General features: G+C 70.6%; 15 protein-coding genes. 7 read left to right on the top strand and 8 right to left on the bottom strand.

All coding sequences use genetic code 11. The features are described 5' to 3' along the window. Positions 1–2: 2 nt before the first annotated feature. Positions 3–1544, bottom strand: coding sequence for an alpha/beta hydrolase (locus OG982_RS16025; RefSeq protein ID WP_266786264.1), 1542 nt, complete (start codon positions 1542–1544; stop codon positions 3–5). A 165-nt stretch (positions 1545–1709) separates the two neighbouring features. Between OG982_RS16025 and OG982_RS16020 the strand changes: the two genes are divergently transcribed. From OG982_RS16020 to OG982_RS16005, 4 genes are all read left to right on the top strand, one after another. Next, the gene (locus OG982_RS16020; protein ID WP_266786266.1) at positions 1710–2066 is read left to right on the top strand and encodes a VOC family protein; all 357 of its coding nucleotides are present in this window, start codon (positions 1710–1712) and stop codon (positions 2064–2066) included. Between the two features lie 153 nt (positions 2067–2219). Beyond that, on the top strand, positions 2220–4613 hold the full coding sequence (locus tag OG982_RS16015) for an excinuclease ABC subunit UvrA (RefSeq protein ID WP_266948764.1): 2394 nt from the start codon (positions 2220–2222) through the stop codon (positions 4611–4613). 220 nt (positions 4614–4833) lie between these two features. After that, complete coding sequence (rfbB, locus tag OG982_RS16010; RefSeq protein WP_266786270.1) at positions 4834–5814, top strand: dTDP-glucose 4,6-dehydratase; 981 nt, start codon at positions 4834–4836, stop codon at positions 5812–5814. Continuing rightward, positions 5811–7199: an NDP-hexose 2,3-dehydratase family protein gene (locus tag OG982_RS16005; protein WP_266948762.1), complete on the top strand. Its 1389-nt coding sequence runs from the start codon at positions 5811–5813 to the stop codon at positions 7197–7199. Before rfbB ends, OG982_RS16005 begins: the two co-directional genes overlap by 4 nt. Positions 7200–7265: 66 nt before the next feature. On the opposite strand, the gene OG982_RS16000 is transcribed toward OG982_RS16005, so the two are convergent. After that, positions 7266–7718, bottom strand: coding sequence for a carboxymuconolactone decarboxylase family protein (locus tag OG982_RS16000; protein WP_323139259.1), 453 nt, complete (start codon positions 7716–7718; stop codon positions 7266–7268). A gap of 135 nt (positions 7719–7853) precedes the next feature. Continuing rightward, entirely contained in the window at positions 7854–8597 is a 744-nt protein-coding gene (locus tag OG982_RS15995) for a gamma-glutamyl-gamma-aminobutyrate hydrolase family protein (RefSeq protein WP_266786276.1), read from the bottom strand. A gap of 228 nt (positions 8598–8825) precedes the next feature. On the opposite strand from OG982_RS15995, the gene OG982_RS15990 reads away from it, so the two are divergent. From OG982_RS15990 to OG982_RS15980, 3 genes are all read left to right on the top strand, one after another. Further along, a complete protein-coding gene (locus OG982_RS15990; RefSeq protein WP_266786278.1) occupies positions 8826–9752 on the top strand; it encodes an ABC transporter ATP-binding protein in 927 nt (308 codons plus the stop codon). Then, on the top strand, positions 9749–10588 hold the full coding sequence (locus tag OG982_RS15985) for an ABC transporter permease subunit (RefSeq protein ID WP_266786280.1): 840 nt from the start codon (positions 9749–9751) through the stop codon (positions 10586–10588). Before OG982_RS15990 ends, OG982_RS15985 begins: the two co-directional genes overlap by 4 nt. 324 nt (positions 10589–10912) lie before the next feature. Beyond that, positions 10913–11992, top strand: a complete 1080-nt coding sequence (locus tag OG982_RS15980; RefSeq protein ID WP_266948761.1) for a ParB N-terminal domain-containing protein — start codon at positions 10913–10915, stop codon at positions 11990–11992. A 10-nt stretch (positions 11993–12002) separates the two neighbouring features. Here OG982_RS15980 and OG982_RS15975 read toward each other — a convergent pair whose 3' ends face one another. The 5 genes from OG982_RS15975 to codA form a co-directional block, all read right to left on the bottom strand. Beyond that, complete coding sequence (locus OG982_RS15975) at positions 12003–12863, bottom strand: helix-turn-helix transcriptional regulator (RefSeq protein WP_266948759.1); 861 nt, start codon at positions 12861–12863, stop codon at positions 12003–12005. A 135-nt stretch (positions 12864–12998) separates the two neighbouring features. Next, entirely contained in the window at positions 12999–13430 is a 432-nt protein-coding gene (locus OG982_RS15970; RefSeq protein ID WP_266786286.1) for a hypothetical protein, read from the bottom strand. Between the two features lie 561 nt (positions 13431–13991). Continuing rightward, complete coding sequence (locus tag OG982_RS15965) at positions 13992–14540, bottom strand: DUF5956 family protein (RefSeq protein WP_266786288.1); 549 nt, start codon at positions 14538–14540, stop codon at positions 13992–13994. Between the two features lie 777 nt (positions 14541–15317). After that, positions 15318–15911 (bottom strand): HD domain-containing protein, encoded by a 594-nt coding sequence (locus tag OG982_RS15960; protein ID WP_266786290.1) that lies wholly within the window; start codon positions 15909–15911, stop codon positions 15318–15320. Between the two features lie 6 nt (positions 15912–15917). Further along, on the bottom strand, positions 15918–17252 hold the full coding sequence (codA, locus tag OG982_RS15955) for a cytosine deaminase (protein WP_266786292.1): 1335 nt from the start codon (positions 17250–17252) through the stop codon (positions 15918–15920). Positions 17253–17305 lie beyond the last annotated feature (53 nt).

The raw sequence follows: 17305 nt of genomic DNA, 5'->3' as shown, positions 1-17305 counted from the left end.
GTTCAGGCCGTCGGCACCGGGTCCGGGGCCGCCTGGCAGGTCGCGTCGACGCCCCACTTGGAGGACGGACGGGTGCCGTCCCGCAGGTAGTCGCTGACGTAGGCGTTCAGGCAGGCGTTGTTGTTCGCCGACAGGGCGGCGCCCACGCTGTGACCGCCCTGCTCCAGGATGAGCCGGGAGTTCGGGAACAGCAGGTGCGTCTCGAAGGCGCCGAGGAGTCCGTGCGCGGTGTCGAACTGCGGCTGGATCAGCAGGACGTCGACCGAGTTGTTGCCGACCTTCTGCGGCGTCTGGGAGGCCGCCGGCCAGAAGGCGCACGGCGCGGTGTACCAGGCGTTGTTCCAGGTCAGGAACTTGGTTCCGAGGGCGTACTGGCTGGAGTAGGCCGCGCTGTAGGTGTTCCAGTCCCGCGGCCAGGGCCCGTCGGTGCAGTTGACCGCGTTGGTCATCGTGTGCCGGTTCTGGTGCGGGAACCCCGGCTCGGAGAAGTTGGCCTTCAGCGAGGCCGTGTCGTTCTTCACGACGAAGTCGGAGAGGATCCGCGCCCGGCTGATCCAGATCCAGTGGCGGTAGACGACCGGCTCGAACACGTCGGCCCACTCGGCCGCGCCGATCTTGCCGTCGAGCGGCGCGTCGCGCAGCCGGTCCTGGGCCTCGTAGTACTTGGCCTTGACCTGGGCGGCGGTCGTGCCGAGGTGGTAGACCGAGTCGTACTTGGCGACCCAGGCGAAGAAGATGTCCGCGTTCTGCTCGGTCGTGAAGTTCTTGCCGAGCTGGTTCAGGAAGCCGACGCCGGCCGGGCTGGCCACACTGTCCAGCAGCAGCCGCTGCAACCGGTTCGGGAACATCGAGGCGTAGACCGAGCCGAGGTAGCTGCCCCAGTCGGTGCCGAAGTAGGTGATCTTCTCCTGGCCGAGCGCGATGCGCATCTGGTCCAGGTCGCGCGCCGCGTCCTTGGTGGTGAGGTGGTTGAGCACGTCACCGTACTTCTCGCCGCAGCTCTTGGCGTACGCGCGGGCCCGGTCCACCCACGCCTTCTCGGCGGCGGGCGAGGTCGGCACCGGGTCGGGCTGGGCCTGGCCCGGGTTGATGTACGAGGGGTCGCAGACGACCGAGGGCTCACTGGCCCCGACACCGCGCGGGTCGAAGCCGATCCAGTCGTAGGCGGCGCCCACGTCCTTCGCCAGCCCGGTGGTCCCCTTGGCGTACCGGGTGGGAAGGTCGCGGCCTATGCCGCCCGGCCACTGGCCGCGGTTCAATATGACGACGCCCTTGTACTCGGCGTCGGGGGCGGTGTGCTTGGCCCTGGTCAGCGCCAGGCTGATCTTCTGGCCCTGGGGCTTGGCGTAGTCGAGCGGCACCTGCACCGAGCCGCACTCCAGGCCCTTGAGCAAGGCGCCGAGGACCGGGTCGTTCTCAGGACACGGCGCCCAGGCGACACTTCCGACGGCCGGTGCGGGCGCGTTCGCGGCCGCCGCCGGGGCGACGTTCGGACCCACCAGACCGGTCACGATCACTGCTGTGACCCATGCGAGCTTTCTCACGTGATTCCCCTTCTGGATGCAACGCGCTCGCAGCCTGACAAGGGTCTCTTTAATTCCGGTCAAAGATGGCTGGAACCCCACTGGAGTGAGCACAAACGGAGAAGCGCCCCGTCTTGGAATTTTCCTAGCATGAAGGAAAGAGATCCCGACCCCCATGGAGTGATCATGGCTGAGCAAGCCATCCAGGGAATCAAGACCGTGCTGCATCCCGTCACGGACCTCGCAAAAGCCAAGACGGTCTACGCCGCCCTGCTCGGCATCGAACCGCAGACCGACTCCGATTTCTATGTCGGCTTCGACATCGCCGGCCAGCACATCGGCCTGGTCCCGGGCGCGGGAACGCAGGGCATGACCTCCCCCGTCGCCTACTGGCACGTCGCCGACATCGAGGCCAAGCTGGCCGAGGTGACCGCCGCGGGCGGCGCCGTCAAGAACGCCCCCGCCGACGTCGGCGGCGGCCGTCTGGTGGCCACCGTCACCGACCTCGACGGCAACGAACTCGGCCTGCTCCAGGACAGCTGAGACCCGGGCGTTCCCCCCGGCCCTCGAGTCCCCCTCAAGTTGCCTCGACTCCCACTCGAGCCCGCCTTGAGGGGGACTCGAGGGCAGCGTCGTAATCTCGCCGGATGGGGAACCGGGCGAGGACGGGTCCCCATCCTCAGAGACGGAGACACGATGACCAAGGACACCGCCGCGGACGCTCGCTCGTCCGAGCCCCACGTCGCCGACCATCACGATGTGATCCGCGTGCACGGCGCGCGCGTGAACAACCTCAAGGACGTCAGCGTCGAGATCCCCAAGCGACGGCTGACCGTCTTCACCGGGGTGTCCGGCTCGGGCAAGAGCTCGCTGGTGTTCGGCACCATCGCCGCGGAGTCGCAGCGGCTGATCAACGAGACGTACAGCGCCTTCGTCCAGGGCTTCATGCCGACGCTCGCCCGCCCCGAGGTGGACGTACTCGAAGGGCTGACCACCGCGATCATCGTCGACCAGCAGCGGCTGGGCGCCGACCCCCGCTCCACGGTCGGCACCGCCACCGACGCCAACGCGATGCTGCGCATCCTCTTCAGCCGGCTCGGGCAGCCGTACGTCGGCCCGCCCAGCGCGTTCGCGTTCAACGTCCCCAAGCGGACGGCGAGCGGGTCCATGAACGTCGACAAGGGCAAGGGCAAGCGGATCGTGGTCCGCAAGGCCGTCTACCACGGCGGCATGTGCGCGCGCTGCGAAGGCCGCGGCACGGTCTCCGACATCGACCTCACCCAGCTCTACGACGACTCCAAGGCCATCGGCGACGGCGCGTTCACCATCCCCGGCTGGAAGCAGGACAGCTTCTGGACCACCCGCGTCTACGCCGAGTCGGGCATCCTCGATCCGAAGAAGCCGATCCGCGACTTCACCGAGAAGGAGATGCGGGACTTCCTCCACGGCGACGCGGTCAAGGTGAAGGTCGACGGCGTCAACCTGACGTACGAGGGCCTGATCCCGAAGATCCAGAAGTCCATGCTGTCCAAGGACATCGACTCGCTCCAGCCGCACATCCGGGCGTTCGTGGAGCGGGCGGTCACCTTCACCACCTGCCCCGAGTGCGACGGCTCACGGCTCAGCGAGGAAGCCCGGTCGTCGAAGATCGGCGGGATCTCCATCGCCGACGCCTGCGCGATGGAGATCAGGGACCTGGCGGCCTGGATGCGCGCGCTGGACGAGCCGTCGGTGGCTCCGCTGCTGGCCAAGCTGCTGCACGCGCTGGACTCGTTCGTGGAGATCGGCCTCGGCTACCTCTCGCTCGACCGCCCCGCGGGCACCCTGTCGGGCGGCGAGGGGCAGCGCGTCAAGATGATCCGCCAGCTCGGCTCCTCCCTCACCGACACCACCTACGTCTTCGACGAGCCCACCACGGGCCTGCACCCCCATGACATCGGCCGGATGAACAAGCTGCTCCTGCGGCTGCGCGACAAGGGCAACACGGTGCTGGTCGTGGAGCACAAGCCGGAGGCCATCGCGATCGCCGACCACATCGTCGACCTCGGCCCGCGCGCGGGCGCCGGCGGTGGCGAGGTGATGTTCGAGGGCTCCCTCGACGGACTGCGGGCCAGCGGCACCGTCACCGGCCGCCACCTCGACGACCGGGCCGCCCTCAAGGAGACGGTGCGGGGGCCCGAGGGCCACCTGGAGATCCGCGGCGCCGCCACCCACAACCTCCAGAACGTGGACGTCGACATCCCGCTCGGCGTGCTGTGCGTCGTCACCGGGGTGGCCGGCTCCGGCAAGAGCTCGCTGATCCGCGGCTCGGTGGCGCGCCGGGACGGTGTGGTGGCCGTCGACCAGTCGCCGATCAAGGGGTCGCGCCGCAGCAACCCGGCGACGTACACCGGCCTGCTCGACCCGATCCGCAGCGCCTTCGCCAAGGCCAACGGCGTCAAGCCCGCGCTGTTCAGCTCCAACTCCGAGGGCGCCTGCCCCACCTGCAACGGCGTGGGCGTCATCTACACCGACCTGGCGATGATGGCGGGCACCGCCACCACCTGCGAGGACTGCGAGGGCCGGCGTTTCGAGGCGTCGGTCCTGGACTACACGCTGGGCGGCCGCGACATCAGCGAGGTGCTCGCGATGCCGGTGGACGAGGCCAAGGAGTTCTTCGGCTCCGGCGAGGCGCGCGTCCCGGCCGCCCACCGGATCCTGGAGCGCCTCTCCGACGTGGGCCTCGGCTACCTCGACATCGGCCGGCCCCTGACCACGCTGTCGGGCGGCGAGCGCCAGCGGCTCAAGCTGGCCACCCACATGGCGGAGAAGGGCGGCGTCTACGTCCTGGACGAGCCCACCAGCGGCCTCCACCTCGCCGACGTCGAGAACCTGCTCGGGCTGCTCGACCGGCTCGTCGACGCGGGCAAGTCGGTGATCGTCATCGAGCACCACCAGGCCGTGATGGCCCACGCCGACTGGATCGTCGACCTCGGCCCCGGCGCCGGCCAGGACGGCGGCCGGGTCGTCTTCGAGGGCACGCCCGCCGACCTCGTCGCGGACGGCACCACCCTCACCGGACAGCACCTCGCGGCCTACGTCGGCGGGTGAGTCCCGGCGGTGAGCCGGGCATCGGGGGTGGTGGCGGGATCGACCCGCCACCACCCCCGGTCCTTTCACCCGTGACTTTTTTCAGCGGTTGAACCGGCAATCTGAAAGATGCCCGGTTTCAAGCAATTCTCTAGCGTGAATTGCACGGCATTCATCCCCCTCGCTGAAAAGGGTAAAGGCATATGCTTCGACCGTGGAATTCCGGCTGCGATGTGGTCTCATGAGAATCCTCGTCACCGGTGGAGCCGGATTCATCGGCTCGCATTATGTACGGACCATGCTCGACGGGGGATATCCGGGATACGAGGACGCCCACGTCACGGTCCTGGACCTGCTGACCTACGCCGGGAACCGTGACAACCTCCCGGCCTCCCACCCGCGGCTCACCTTCGTGCGCGGCGACATCCTCGACCGCGAGCTGCTGCGCTCGGTGCTCGACGGCCAGGACGCGGTCGTGCACTTCGCGGCCGAGAGCCACGTCGACCGTTCGATCGAGAGCGGCACCGCGTTCGTCCGCACCAACGTGGAGGGCACCCAGGCCGTCCTCGACGCCTGCCTCGCGGTCGGCGTGGAGCGGGTCGTGCACGTCTCGACGGACGAGGTGTACGGGTCCATCGACGAGGGGTTCTGGACGGAGGAGTCCCCCCTCCTGCCCAACTCCCCGTACGCCGCCTCCAAGGCCGCGTCCGACCTCATCGCCCTGGCCTTCTTCCGCACGCACCGGCTGAACGTCTCGGTCACCCGCTGCTCCAACAACTACGGGCCCTTCCAGCACCCCGAGAAGTTCATCCCGCTCTCCGTCACCAACCTGCTCGAAGGCCGCCCCATACCCGTCTACGGCGACGGGCAGCAGATCCGCGAGTGGCTGCACGTCGACGACCACTGCCGGGCCGTGCACCGGGTGCTCACCGGGGGCCGGGCCGGCGAGGCCTACAACATCGGCGCCGGCACGCACGCGGCGAACCTGACGCTGGCCCACCGGCTCGTCGAGCTGTGCGGAGCCGACCCGGGCCTGATCCGGCACGTCGGCGACCGCAAGGGCCACGACCGCCGCTACGCGCTGGACCAGGGCAAGATCGAGCGGGAGCTCGGCCACCGGCCGCTCACCGCCTTCGACAAGGGGCTCGCGCAGACCGTCGCCTGGTACCAGGACAATCCTCAGTGGTGGAAGCCGGTCAAGGAGAGCGGTGATCGGCCGTGAGCGCGCCGGCGCGACTCGTCGCGCGCACCGCCCCCGGGACCGCCGAGCGGCTGGCCCTGTCCGCCGCGACGGCCGAGGGCGTCCACATGGCGACCTCCGACGTCCCGGGCTGGCTGGACTTCGACCGGCTCTCCTGCGGGACGGCGATCCGGCGGATCCCCTTCGCCGAACTCGACCACTGGTCGTTCGCGCCGGAGAGCGGGAACCTGGGTCACCGCAGCGGACGGTTCTTCACCATCGAGGGCCTGCACGCCGTCCGGCCGGATGCCGAGTGGCAGCAGCCGATCATCGTGCAGCCCGAGATCGGCATCCTGGGCATCCTGGCCAAGGAGTTCGACGGGGTCCTGCACTTCCTCATGCAGGCCAAGATGGAGCCCGGCAACCCCAACCTGGTGCAGCTCTCCCCCACCGTGCAGGCCACCCGCAGCAACTACACCAAGGCCCACGGCGGGGCCGAGGTGAAGTACCTGGAGCACTTCCTCGACCCGGACCGGGAGCGGGTGCTCACCGACGTCCTGCAGTCCGAGCACGGCGCCTGGTTCTACCGCAAGCGCAACCGCAACATGATCGTCGAGGTGGAGGGCGACGTGGCGGCCGACGACGCGTTCCGCTGGCTCACCCTCGGGCAGATCGTGGCGCTGCTGCGGCTGGACAACGTGGTCAACATGGACGCGCGCACCGTCCTCGCGAGCGCGCCGACGGCGCCGCCCGAACCCGGCGCGCTGTCCTCGGACTTCGACCTGCTGGCCTGGTTCACCGGGGAGCGGGCCCGCCACGACATCCGCACCACCCGCGTGCCGCTGCGGGAGATCGACGGGTGGCGGCGTGACGAACACTCCGTCCACCGCGAGGACGAGCGGTTCTTCCGGGTGGTGGCGGTGTCCGTCGAGGGCGCGGGCCGTGAGGTCGCCGGCTGGACCCAGCCGATCATCGAGCCGGTGGGCCCCGGGGTCGTCGGCTTCGCGTACCGCGTGTTCGACGGCGTCCCGCACGTCCTCGCGCACGCCCGCGTCGAGGCCGGCTTCCTCGACACCGCCGAGCTCGCGCCGACCGTGCAGTACACACCGGCCAACTACGCCGGTCTGGCGGCGCGGGACCGGCCGCCGTTCCTCGACCTGATGCTGAACGCCTCCCCCGACCGGATCCGCTACTCGGCGGTCCACTCCGAGGAGGGCGGCCGGTTCCTGAACGCCGAGAGCCGGTACCTGATCGTCGAGACCGACGAGGCCACGACGCCCGACCAGGCGCCCCCGGGATACCAGTGGGTCACCCCCGGACAGCTCAACTGGCTCTCCGGACACACCCGTTACGTCAACGTCCAGGCCAGGACCCTGCTCGCGATGCTCAACACCAGTGCGGCCGGCCGCACCCCGCTGTCCGCCTGAGTCCGCAACAGCACTAGGCCCTGTTCGGTGGAACCTCCACCGGACAGGGCCTGAGAACGTGGTGCGTCAGCGGGTCGCGGCGAGCCGCGTGGTCATCGGCGTCCACTTCTTGGGGTTGATGCGCCAGTCCACCGGCTCCTGCTTGGTGACGACGTTGACGCGGTTCCAGAGGTTGACCAGTCCGATGTGCAGGACCACGGCGCCGAGCTCCACCTCGTTCCAGTGCTTGGCGGCCTCCTCCCAGACCTCGTCCGGGACCGGGTCCTCCTTGTCGTTGATACGGGTGGCGGCCTCGGCCAGCGCCAGCACCGAGCGCTCGGCGTCGGTGAAGCAGTCCTGCTCCCGCCAGGTCGCCACGACGGGGAGGCGGTGGTCCTCTTCGCCGGCCTCCTCGAACTCCTTCTTCTTCACGGGGATCTGGACCGGCCGGCCGTTGATCTGGCTCACCCGCAGGTGGATGAGCACGAGCGTCTGCAACGGCACACCGACATTGTTGATGGCCTTCACCAGCTCGCGCATGGGCGGAAGAACATCGGGGACGACCAGCGACGGGTTAGGCATCCGCGGCGACATCTGCAATTCTCCTTCGGATTGGGATCAGGAAACAGCGTGCCCTCAGGGCCGCCTTTTCTCAAGTATTTCGAATTTCAGCGGCTAACTGCTTTTCGGGCAACCGGCGGCTTGTGCGAGTGCGTGATGAAGTCGTTTGTCGGCCGTTTGCCCGGATTCCCATTGCACGCCGATCGCAAAGGGGTGGTCCGTTACCTCGACGGCCTCCACGGTGCCGTCCTCGGCCCAGCCGGTGGCGGTGAGGCCGTCGCCGAGGCGGGCCACGGCCTGGTGGTGGTGGCAGGCCGTCTCCGGCTCGTCCTCGTCGAGGACGCCGGCGATCCGGCTGTCCGGCCGGAGCTTCAGCCGGTGGTGCCCGAGGGTGAAGGACGGCGTGTTCGGCCGGTGGCCGTCGCCGCCCGTGACCTCCGGAAGGTGCTGGTGGAGCGTGCCGCCGTGGAGCACGTTGAGCAGCTGCATGCCGCGACAGATGGCCAGAACGGGCACCTTCGCGTCAAGTGCCGCCCGCACCAACGCCAGTTCGGCGCGGTCGGCGTCCGGGGTCATCGCCCGGGTCACCGGGTGGGCGGCCTGACCGTAGAGCGCCGGGTCCAGATCGGGGCCGCCGGGGACCAGCAGCCCGTCCAGGGCGCCGACCAGGTGCTCCACGCCGGGCAGCAGCGGGAGCAGCACCGGCGTGCAGCCCGCCTCGGCCAGGAAGGCCACGTGCGACTGGAGCGCGAGGCTGACGACCATGTCGCTGCCCTGGAGCGTGACCGGCGCGGTCCGCGCGCAGATCCCGATCACCGGCCGACCGGCGCCCGCCGGATCGTTCACGGCTGAATTCATGACCACCCTCACGGAGTCCGTGTTCAACTGAGGAAAATGAGCAGATGAAACATCCGCCGCCGCGGACGGCCATCGCCGTCAAAATAGCCCCGCGGGTGAAGCGGAGGCCATCGTTCAAATCCCGGCCGGCGGACCCTACTGAACAGAGCCACATTCCTGATACCAAGGGCGGGTGGGAAAAATTTTATCTCCCGGAAATCCCTCGCAGCCGATTCAACGAAGGTGACCATGATCGAGGCCAAGAACCTCACGAAACGTTACGGCGACAAGACCGCGGTGAACGACCTGTCGTTCACCGTCGCGCCCGGCCGGGTCACCGGCTTCCTGGGCCCCAACGGCGCGGGCAAGTCCACCACGATGCGGCTGCTGCTGGGACTCGACCGGCCCGACGGCGGCACCGCCACCATCAACGGCGTGAGCTACCCCGAACTCCCGCAGCCCATGCGGGTGGTCGGCGCCCTGCTGGAGGCGCGCGCCGTCCACACCGGCCGCAGCGCCTACGACCACCTGCTCTGCCTCGCGCAGACCCAGGGCTTCGGCAAGCGGCGGGTCGAGGAGGTCATCGAGCAGGTCGGCCTGTCCTCGGTGGCCCGCAAGCGGGCGGGCGGCTTCTCGCTCGGCATGGGGCAGCGCCTCGGCATCGCCGCCGCGCTGATCGGTGACCCGGCGGCACTGATCCTCGACGAGCCGGTCAACGGCCTCGACCCCGAGGGCATCCTCTGGATCCGCAACCTCATGAAGTCGCTCGCGGCGGAGGGCCGCGCCGTCTTCGTCTCCAGCCACCTGATGAACGAGATGGCCGTCACCGCCGACCACCTCATCGTCATCGGCCGCGGCAAGCTCGTCGCGGACTGCTCCACGCAGGAGTTCATCGAGCGCAGCACCGAGCAGTCCGTCCTGGTCACCACCCCCGACCGGGAACGGCTCGCCGTACTGCTGAAGGCCGAGGGCGCCGGCGTCGCCGACACCGAGGACGGCGACCTGGAGGTCACCGGGCTCGAAGCGCCCCGCATCGCCGAGCTCGCCGCCGCCGGCGGCCTGGTCCTCCACGAGCTCTCGACCCGTCGCGGCTCGCTCGAGGAAGCCTTCATGGAACTGACCAAGGACGCCGTCGAATACGACGCCGCCGTGCCCTCCGCCGGAGGTGTGAAGTGACCACCGCGACCGCGTCCGCCCGCACGTCCGTACCCGCCGTCGAGGCGCACAAGCCGAGCTTCGGGCGACTGATGCTCTCGGAGTGGACCAAGATCCGTTCCGTCCGCTCCACGGTCTGGTCGCTGGCCATCCTGGTCGTGCTCAGCCTCATCTTCACCGTGCTGTTCATGCAGATGGGCGTCGCCAACTGGGACAAGAGCGACGCCTCCCAGCAGGCCGCCATGCGGCTCGACCCCACCGGCACCATCCTGGGCAGCGGACTCCTGCTCAGCCAGCTCGCCGTCTGCGTGCTGGGTGTGCTCGTCATCGCCTCCGAGTACTCCACCGGCATGATCCGCGCCAGCCTGCTCGCCGTGCCCAAGCGGGTACCCGTACTGGCCGCCAAGGGCACCGTCTTCGCGCTGGTCGTCCTGGCGGTGGGCGAACTCACCGCGTTCGCCTCCTTCTTCATCGGCGCGCCGATCCTGCACGAGAAGGCTCCCGTCGAGATCGGCGACCCCGGCGTCCTGCGGGCCGTCGTCGGCACCGGCCTCTACCTGGCCCTGCTCGGCCTGTTCGCGCTCTCCATCGGCGCGATCATCCGGCACACCGCTGCGAGCATCACCGGCGTCGTCGCCTTCGTCCTGGTCATCGCCCCGATGACCCGGCTGCTGCCCGGCAGCGTGGGCAAGCACATCCACGCCGCCGTCCCCACCGAGGCCGGCTACCTGATCACCCAGCAGCACTCCCGCGTGGACGACGTCCTCGGGCCCTGGCAGGGCCTCGGCGTCCTCGCGCTCTGGACGGCCGTCCTGCTGGTCATCGCGGCGGTGCTGCTGCGCCGCAGGGACGCCTGAGCCCCACGACCGACCAGCGCGACCGCCGCCGCGACCACCGCGGGTGCCCGCCGAACCGGCGGACACCCGCGGTGTCGTGCTTCCAGGGAGCGTCCACCTGCCCTCGACTACAGCTAAAGACCCTCCTGCGACGCTCGTGGACAGCGGCAGCAGAGAGGGAGTATCAGAATGGCTCAGAGCAACGCGCAAGCCGTCTTGATTACGAGTGCATTCAGCCCCGTCAGGACGGAGAGCGCCGAATCATCGACCCGCAGTGAATTCGATCTCAAGAATTTCGAGAAACTGCCGACACGCGATGTCCCGGTCAACGCGCTGTCGCCGGGAGTGTCCCTGCGCCAAGGCGGTACGGACGCCTCTCACATCCAGCTCCTCATCGACGCGGCCGGCTCGTCGGAGTTGCCGCCCATTCTCGTCCAGATGGACGGCTACCGCATCATCGACGGGCTGCACCGGCTGGAGGCCGCCCGGCTCCGCGGTGACGACAGCATCAGGGCGCGCTTCCTCGACTGCTCGAATTCCGAGGCGCTCGTCATCGCCATGAAGGCGAACGGCTCGCACGGACTGCCGCTGTCGAAGGCCGACCGCGTCTCCGGAGCCCAGCGGGTCCTCAGCTCCCACCCCGACTGGTCCGACCGCGCCATCGCCGGGATCACCGGGCTGAGCGCGAAGACGATCGCGTCGCTGCGCGACCGGTCGGCGGACGGGGCGCCGCTCGACGGCAAGCGGATCGGCCGGGACGGCAAGCGGCGCCCGGTGGACGCGGGCGAGGGCCGGCGCCGGGCCGCCGAGTACATCACCGCCCACCCCAACGCCCCGCTCCGTCAGGTCGCCAAGGAGACCGACGTCTCCCTCGGCACCGTCCACGACGTGAGCGCGCGCCTGCGGCGCGGCGACAGCCCCGAGCGGGACGGCCGCCAGCCGGCCGCCGCGCAGTCGTCCGTCCAGCCCGTGCAGGCCGTCCAGCCCGTGCAGGCCTTCCGGCCGATGCAGTCCGTACAGTCCGTGCAGGCCGTCCCGGCCATGCGCTCCGTACGGCAGGCCGACGAGGCGACGAGGCCCGCCGCCGCGATGTGCGACGGCGGGCCCCGTGTCCCGCTGCGCGTGGCTCCGAGCATCGACGCCGCGCCGGCGCCCCGCAGGAACCACACCGACGCGCCGCCCTCGTGGGCGACGGTCGCCGCCAAGATGGCCGGCGACCCCACCATCCGCTACAACGCGGGCGGCAGGGAGTTCCTGCGCTGGATGCAGCTGCACGCCATCGACCCCGACGAAGACCGCCGGGAACTCGTCGATGCCGTGCCGCCGCACTGGCTCGGCGTCATCGCCCCGATCGCGGAACGCATCGGCCGCGAGTGGAACCTGCTCGCCGAGCAGCTCAAGTCCAAGCAGGAAATGGTGCCGTGATCCCTCGCGATCACGCCCGTGACACCGCCGGCGCCGCGGACGCCACCCACAGGTGGCCCGCGGCCTGGCGGCGTCCGTCGCCCTCGGGAGCGGGGGTGACGGAGGCGCACCCGGGGAGCGCCGTGACGGAGGCCGGCGGTTCGAGCTCGGGCAGCGCGAGCAGGACCGGCGGATCCGTCGGCACGTGCGGGCGCAGCCGCACCGCCGCGCTCGTGACGCCGTCGGCGCTCACGCTCACGGTCGCCAGGCCGTGCCCCCCGACGAGGGAGGTCCGCCGGGCCCGCGCGTCAGGGCCGATGCCGTCGGCGACCGCCACCGCGAGCAGGTGCCAGTCCCCTTCGGGGACGTTCTTGAGGGTGTAGCAGGACGGACGGCCGCTCGGCACGTCGACGAGGGTCGCGGCGACGGACGGATGCTGGACCACGGGCGTACGGAAGGCTCCCAGGAACACCCGGGCGTTCCCGTGGCCCTCCGGCAGACTGATCGTCCCCGCGACCGTGCCGAACTCGGCCCGCGCGTTGGGCTCCGGCCCCGGCAGGCCCTCGCCGCCGTCCCGCGCCAGCCGCCGGAACCGGCTGGGAGACACGCCGACGCTGGCCGTGAAGGAGTTCGTGAACGAACCCAGGCTGTTGTACCCGACCGCGTAGGAAATGTCGGTGATGCTCATCGCGGTGGTCTCGATCAGCCGCTTGGCATGGAAAATGCGGACCGCGGCCAGGAACCTTCCGGGAGTGAGCCCGGTCTCCTCTTTGAATAGTCGTGTGAAATAGAAGCGGCTGAGCAGGGCGCTTTCGGCGATGTCCGTGAGGGTGAGCGGCTTGCCGTAGCGCTCCCGAATGCACTCGATCGCCCTTTCTACTGCGTTTTCCATATGCACCTCACTACGTGGTGGACCCACGCAGCAGTGTGACGGGGAAACGTCGGCCGTAACTCGAGTAACGCTCGCGCTGTTCAGCGTTCAGCACCGGAGCGGCGGCGGCGCCGCTCCGGTGCTGAACGGTCTGCGTCAGGTGTGGCGGGCGTGGGCGGTATCGGCCTCCGTGTGCATGCCGTGGCACAGCGCCCAGACGATGAAGATGTTGACGGCGACCAGGATCGTCGCCCAGAGCGGGTAGTACGGGATCCACAGGAAGTTGGCGATCGCACCCAGCGAGGCGACGAACACGCCGAAGTAGCGCGCCCACAGGGCTCCCGTGAGCACGGCGCAGCCCGCGAACAGGAGCACGATGCCCACGATCACGTGGACCCACCCCCACCCCGTCAGGCTGAACTCGAACACGTAGTGCCGCGTCGTGACGAACAGGTCGTCCTTGGCGAGGGCCGAGATCCCCTCCAGGATCCCCATCGCACCGGCGAAGATCATCAGCGCTGCGGCGAAGGTGGTGGTACCGGATACCGGCGCGTGGTGCGGGCGGGTTCGGGCGGCGTCAGTGGCCATGCCGGCCTCCTTGGGTGTCAGGACCGCCGGTCCCCGATTCGGTGAGACCGGCGCCACCCCCCGTAGTCAGCGTGGCACGGTGACCCCTGGTCGGCATTCCGAACCGGCGCCGGCCGGTGGGTGCTGGGGTTCAAGCGTGACCTGCGAGGCGGGGGCCCTGGGGCGCTCCGGTGCGACGCGACCGCCAGGCCGGCGGGGCGCTGGGGTTCAGACGTGACCTGCGAGGCGGGGGCCCTGGGGCGCTCCGGTGCGACGCGACCGCCAGGCCGGCGGGGCGCTGGGGTTCAGACGTGACCTGTGAGGCGGGGGCTCTGGGGCGCTCCGGTCCGACGCGACCGCCAGGCCCGTGGGGCGCCGAGGTTCAAACGTGACCTGCAAGAAGAGGGCCGGGGGCGCTCCGGTCCGACGCGACCGCCAGGCCCGCGGGGCGCCCAGGTTCAAACGTGACCTGCAAGAAGAGGGCCGGGGGCGCTCCGGTCCGACGTCAAACGTCGGTCGTGGAGCGGCCTGGGGGGGGGAGGGGGGCCGTTGACTGCGGGTTTGGGGGTGGAGCAAGGGCTGTCAGGCCTCCGAGGCGTCTGAGTTGGCCAAGGCAGCGAGTTCGGTGTAGGTCAGGGCGAGGAGTTCGGGGGAGGCGCGGAGTTCGACTCCGCGTTCCTCCGACCGTGCGCGGAGGTGGTCCAGGACCGCCTCGACGGTGGGGAAGGAGCCGACGGGCCGCAGCAGCCACAGTCTCCCCGGGGGGCGGTGGGGCAGGCCGAGGCCGGCGAGGAGTTCCTCGCTCTCGCGGTCGAGGTCGTGGAGGTCGGGCTCCGCGAGCGGGGCGGCCTCCACGCCGGTGATGTGGCCGTGGCCGTCCAGGCGGGTTTCCACCGCCCAGTGGGTGGAGCGGTCCGGGATCCAGGTGCGGTCGGCCGGGGGCCAGACGTACGGCAGGAACACCCAGGCCAGCTCCTCGGGCGCGGGCTCCCAGCCGAGTACCTCCAGCTCCCGGACCTCCGGCAGCCGGTCCGGCTCCTGCTCACTGCGGCCGCTCCGGCGCAGGGCGAGCGGGTGCGGGGTGCCGTCCTCGTCCCACGAGCCCGTGGCGTCACGCGAGTCCCTCGACATGCCCGCAGGCTACTCCCGCCCCCACCCCGAGGCCTTCCGACGACGCGGTACCCACCCCGGAGGCCAACCCGGCAGCCAACGCCCCACCCCAGCCCCCAGGCCCCAGGCCCCAGGCCCCCCAGCCAACGGTTGACGTCGGACCGGAGCGCCCCCGGCCCTCTCCTCGCAGGTGAGGTTTGAACGCCAGCGCCCCACCGACCTGACGGTCACATCCCACCGGAGCGCCCCGGGACCCTCTCCTTGCAGGTCACGTCTGAACCCCAGCACCCACCGGCCGACTGGGTACGTCGAACCAGAGCGCCCCGGGACCCTCTCCTTGCAGGTCACGTCTGAACCCCAGCACCCACCGGCCGACTGGGTACGTCGAACCAGAGCGCCCCGGGACCCTCTCCTTGCAGGTCACGTCTGAGCCCCAGCACCCACCGGCCAGCTGGGTACGTCGAACCCGAGCGCCCCGGGACCCTCTCCTTGCAGGTCACGTCTGAACCCCAGCACCCACCGGCCGGCTGGGTACGTCGGACCAGAGCGCCCCGGAGCCCTCTTCTTGCAGGTCACGCTTGAACCCCAGCACCTCACCGGCCAGGAGGTCACACCCCACCCGAGCGCCCCGGGACCCTCTCCTTGCAGGTCACGTCTGCACCTCAGCACCCCACCGGCCGGCTGGGTGCGTCGGACCGGAGCGCCCCCGACCCCAGCCTCTCCTCGCAGGTCACGCCTGCCCCCCGGCACCCACCAACCCGACCGTTCGCCCGCAAGCCGACCTGCGCGGCGGTCGGCCTACTCCGCCGCGTCCAGCGGGTTCCCCGCGATGCGTGCCGCCGCGCCGCCCGCGACGTAGGCCGCCGCCGCGCAGGCCGGCTTGCGTGCCGCCTGGGCCTCGACCAGCGAGAGGAACGCCGCGCCGAAGCCCAGCCGGGGGTATTCGGCCAGCAGCGCCGCCCGGAAGGCGGGGTCGAATTCGGCCACCCGGAGCCCGGAGACGTCCGCGCTGGTGCCGACCTGGAGGAGGTGGCTCTCCACGTCCACGGCCGCGTCGACGTCGTCCCGCATGTGCAGGACGATCACCTCCTCGGCACGCGCCCGCCGCTCCGCCGACCAGCCCAGGCCCGCCGTCAGCACGCGGGCGACATGACCGCCCGCCTCCTCGAAGGGAAGGGTGTGGCTGTCGAACGGGGCGGTCAGCCCCAGGTCGTGCAGCAGCGCGCTGACGTACAGCAGCTCCTCGTCGTACGAGAGACCGTGCGTGGCGGCGTACTCGGCGGCGAAGGCGTAGGAGCGCACGGAGTGGCCCAGCAGGCTCGCGTCCGCGTACTCGGAGGCGATCTCCAGGGCAGCTCGCCCTGAGGGGGTGTCATATGTCCATGTCGTCATGCGCAGTCACCCTACGGCCCCGCCCCGGCGGCTGAAATCCACCTCCCAGACGTCCCGTGACCCCGCCTCCCCCGGCCAGTTCAGCCGCGTCGGAGCCGGTGGCGTCTCGGCCAGGACGCTGCCGCGCGAGACGACGTACCGGGGGCGGACCTGGCGGCGGATCGCCTCGGCCGGGGTCTCGGCCGGCAGCAGGACGAAGGAGGCGGGGGCGCCCTCGGCGATGCCGTACTCCGAGGCGTCGAGGCCGAGGACGCGCGCCGCACGGTCCGTCACCATCGAGAAGGCCACCGGGATGTCGTCCGCCCCGGTCAGCTGGGCCGCGTACAGCCCGACGAGGGCGGTCTGGAGCGGGTTCGCGGTGCCCAGGGCGTTCCACGGGTCCATCACGTCGTCGTGCCCGAAGGCCACGTTGACGCCCGCCGCCAGCATCTCCTTGACCTGGGTGAGGCCGCGCCTCTTGGGGTAGGCGTCGAACCGGCCCTGCAGGTTGAGGTTGGCGAACGGGTTGGAGACCAGGTTGATCCCCGAACGGGCCAGCAGTCGCTGGAGTTTGAAGCTGTACGCGCCGCCGTAGGACCCCATCGCCGTCGTGTGCGAGGCGGTCGCCCGCTCGCGCAGCCCCGAGCGCAGCGCGTGCGCGGCCAGCACCTCCACGAAGCGGGACTGGTCGTCGTCGATCTCGTCGCAGTGGGCGTCCACGCGCAGCCCGTGCTCCTCGGCCAGCGCGAACGCGGTCCCCAGCGACGCGACCCCGTCCTCCCGGGTGTCCTCGAAGTGCGGGATCGCCCCGACGACGTCCGCCCCGCGCCGGACGGCCTCGCGCAGCAGCGCCTCGCCGTCGGGGAAGGAGACGATGCCCTCCTGCGGGAACGCGACGATCTGCAGGGTCATGAACTCCCGCACCCGGTCGCGGACCTCCAGCAGCGCGTCGAGCGCGGTCAGCCCCGGGTCGGTGGTGTCGCAGTGGGTGCGCACGTGCAGCACGCCCTGCGCCGCCTGCCAGCGCAGCACCTCGGTGGCCCGCGCGATGACGTCCTCGCGGGTCAGCGTCCGCTTGCGCTCGCTCCAGCAGGCGATGCCCTCCCACAGCGTCCCGGAGGCGTTCGGGCGCGGCTCCCCGGCGGTCAGGGCGGTGTCCAGGTGGATGTGCGGCTCGACGAACGGGGCGGACAGCAGCCCGCCGTGCGCCTCGATCAGCACCCCGGTCGCGGGCGGTTCCTTCTGGTCGTCGTACGGGACCACCCGCGCGATCCGGCCGTCCTCGCCGACCTCCACGTCGACGAGAGAGTCGGCGAGACCTTCGGTTCCCCACACCCGGGCGCCCCGGACGATCATCCGCATACGGGGCACCCTAAGGCCCCGGAACGCGAGATCCCCGCTCCCCTCGCGGAGGG

This window comes from Streptomyces sp. NBC_01551 (assembly GCF_026339935.1).
Taxonomy (GTDB): domain Bacteria; phylum Actinomycetota; class Actinomycetes; order Streptomycetales; family Streptomycetaceae; genus Streptomyces.
The sequence above is the reverse complement of the archived record's forward strand: the minus strand, read 5'-3'. Positions and strand labels throughout refer to the sequence as shown.

What these genes read in the sequence shown, in the direction of transcription:
- OG982_RS15960 (WP_266786290.1), bottom strand. Translation starts at nt 15,911, where the DNA reads ATGACGACATGGACATATGACACCCCCTCAGGGCGAGCTGCCCTGGAG.
- OG982_RS15990 (WP_266786278.1), top strand. Translation starts at nt 8,826, where the DNA reads ATGATCGAGGCCAAGAACCTCACGAAACGTTACGGCGACAAGACCGCG.
- codA (WP_266786292.1), bottom strand. Translation starts at nt 17,252, where the DNA reads ATGCGGATGATCGTCCGGGGCGCCCGGGTGTGGGGAACCGAAGGTCTC.
- OG982_RS15965 (WP_266786288.1), bottom strand. Translation starts at nt 14,540, where the DNA reads ATGTCGAGGGACTCGCGTGACGCCACGGGCTCGTGGGACGAGGACGGC.
- OG982_RS15995 (WP_266786276.1), bottom strand. Translation starts at nt 8,597, where the DNA reads ATGAATTCAGCCGTGAACGATCCGGCGGGCGCCGGTCGGCCGGTGATC.
- OG982_RS15975 (WP_266948759.1), bottom strand. Translation starts at nt 12,863, where the DNA reads ATGGAAAACGCAGTAGAAAGGGCGATCGAGTGCATTCGGGAGCGCTAC.
- OG982_RS16015 (WP_266948764.1), top strand. Translation starts at nt 2,220, where the DNA reads ATGACCAAGGACACCGCCGCGGACGCTCGCTCGTCCGAGCCCCACGTC.
- rfbB (WP_266786270.1), top strand. Translation starts at nt 4,834, where the DNA reads ATGAGAATCCTCGTCACCGGTGGAGCCGGATTCATCGGCTCGCATTAT.
- OG982_RS15970 (WP_266786286.1), bottom strand. Translation starts at nt 13,430, where the DNA reads ATGGCCACTGACGCCGCCCGAACCCGCCCGCACCACGCGCCGGTATCC.
- OG982_RS16000 (WP_323139259.1), bottom strand. Translation starts at nt 7,718, where the DNA reads ATGCGCGAGCTGGTGAAGGCCATCAACAATGTCGGTGTGCCGTTGCAG.
- OG982_RS16020 (WP_266786266.1), top strand. Translation starts at nt 1,710, where the DNA reads ATGGCTGAGCAAGCCATCCAGGGAATCAAGACCGTGCTGCATCCCGTC.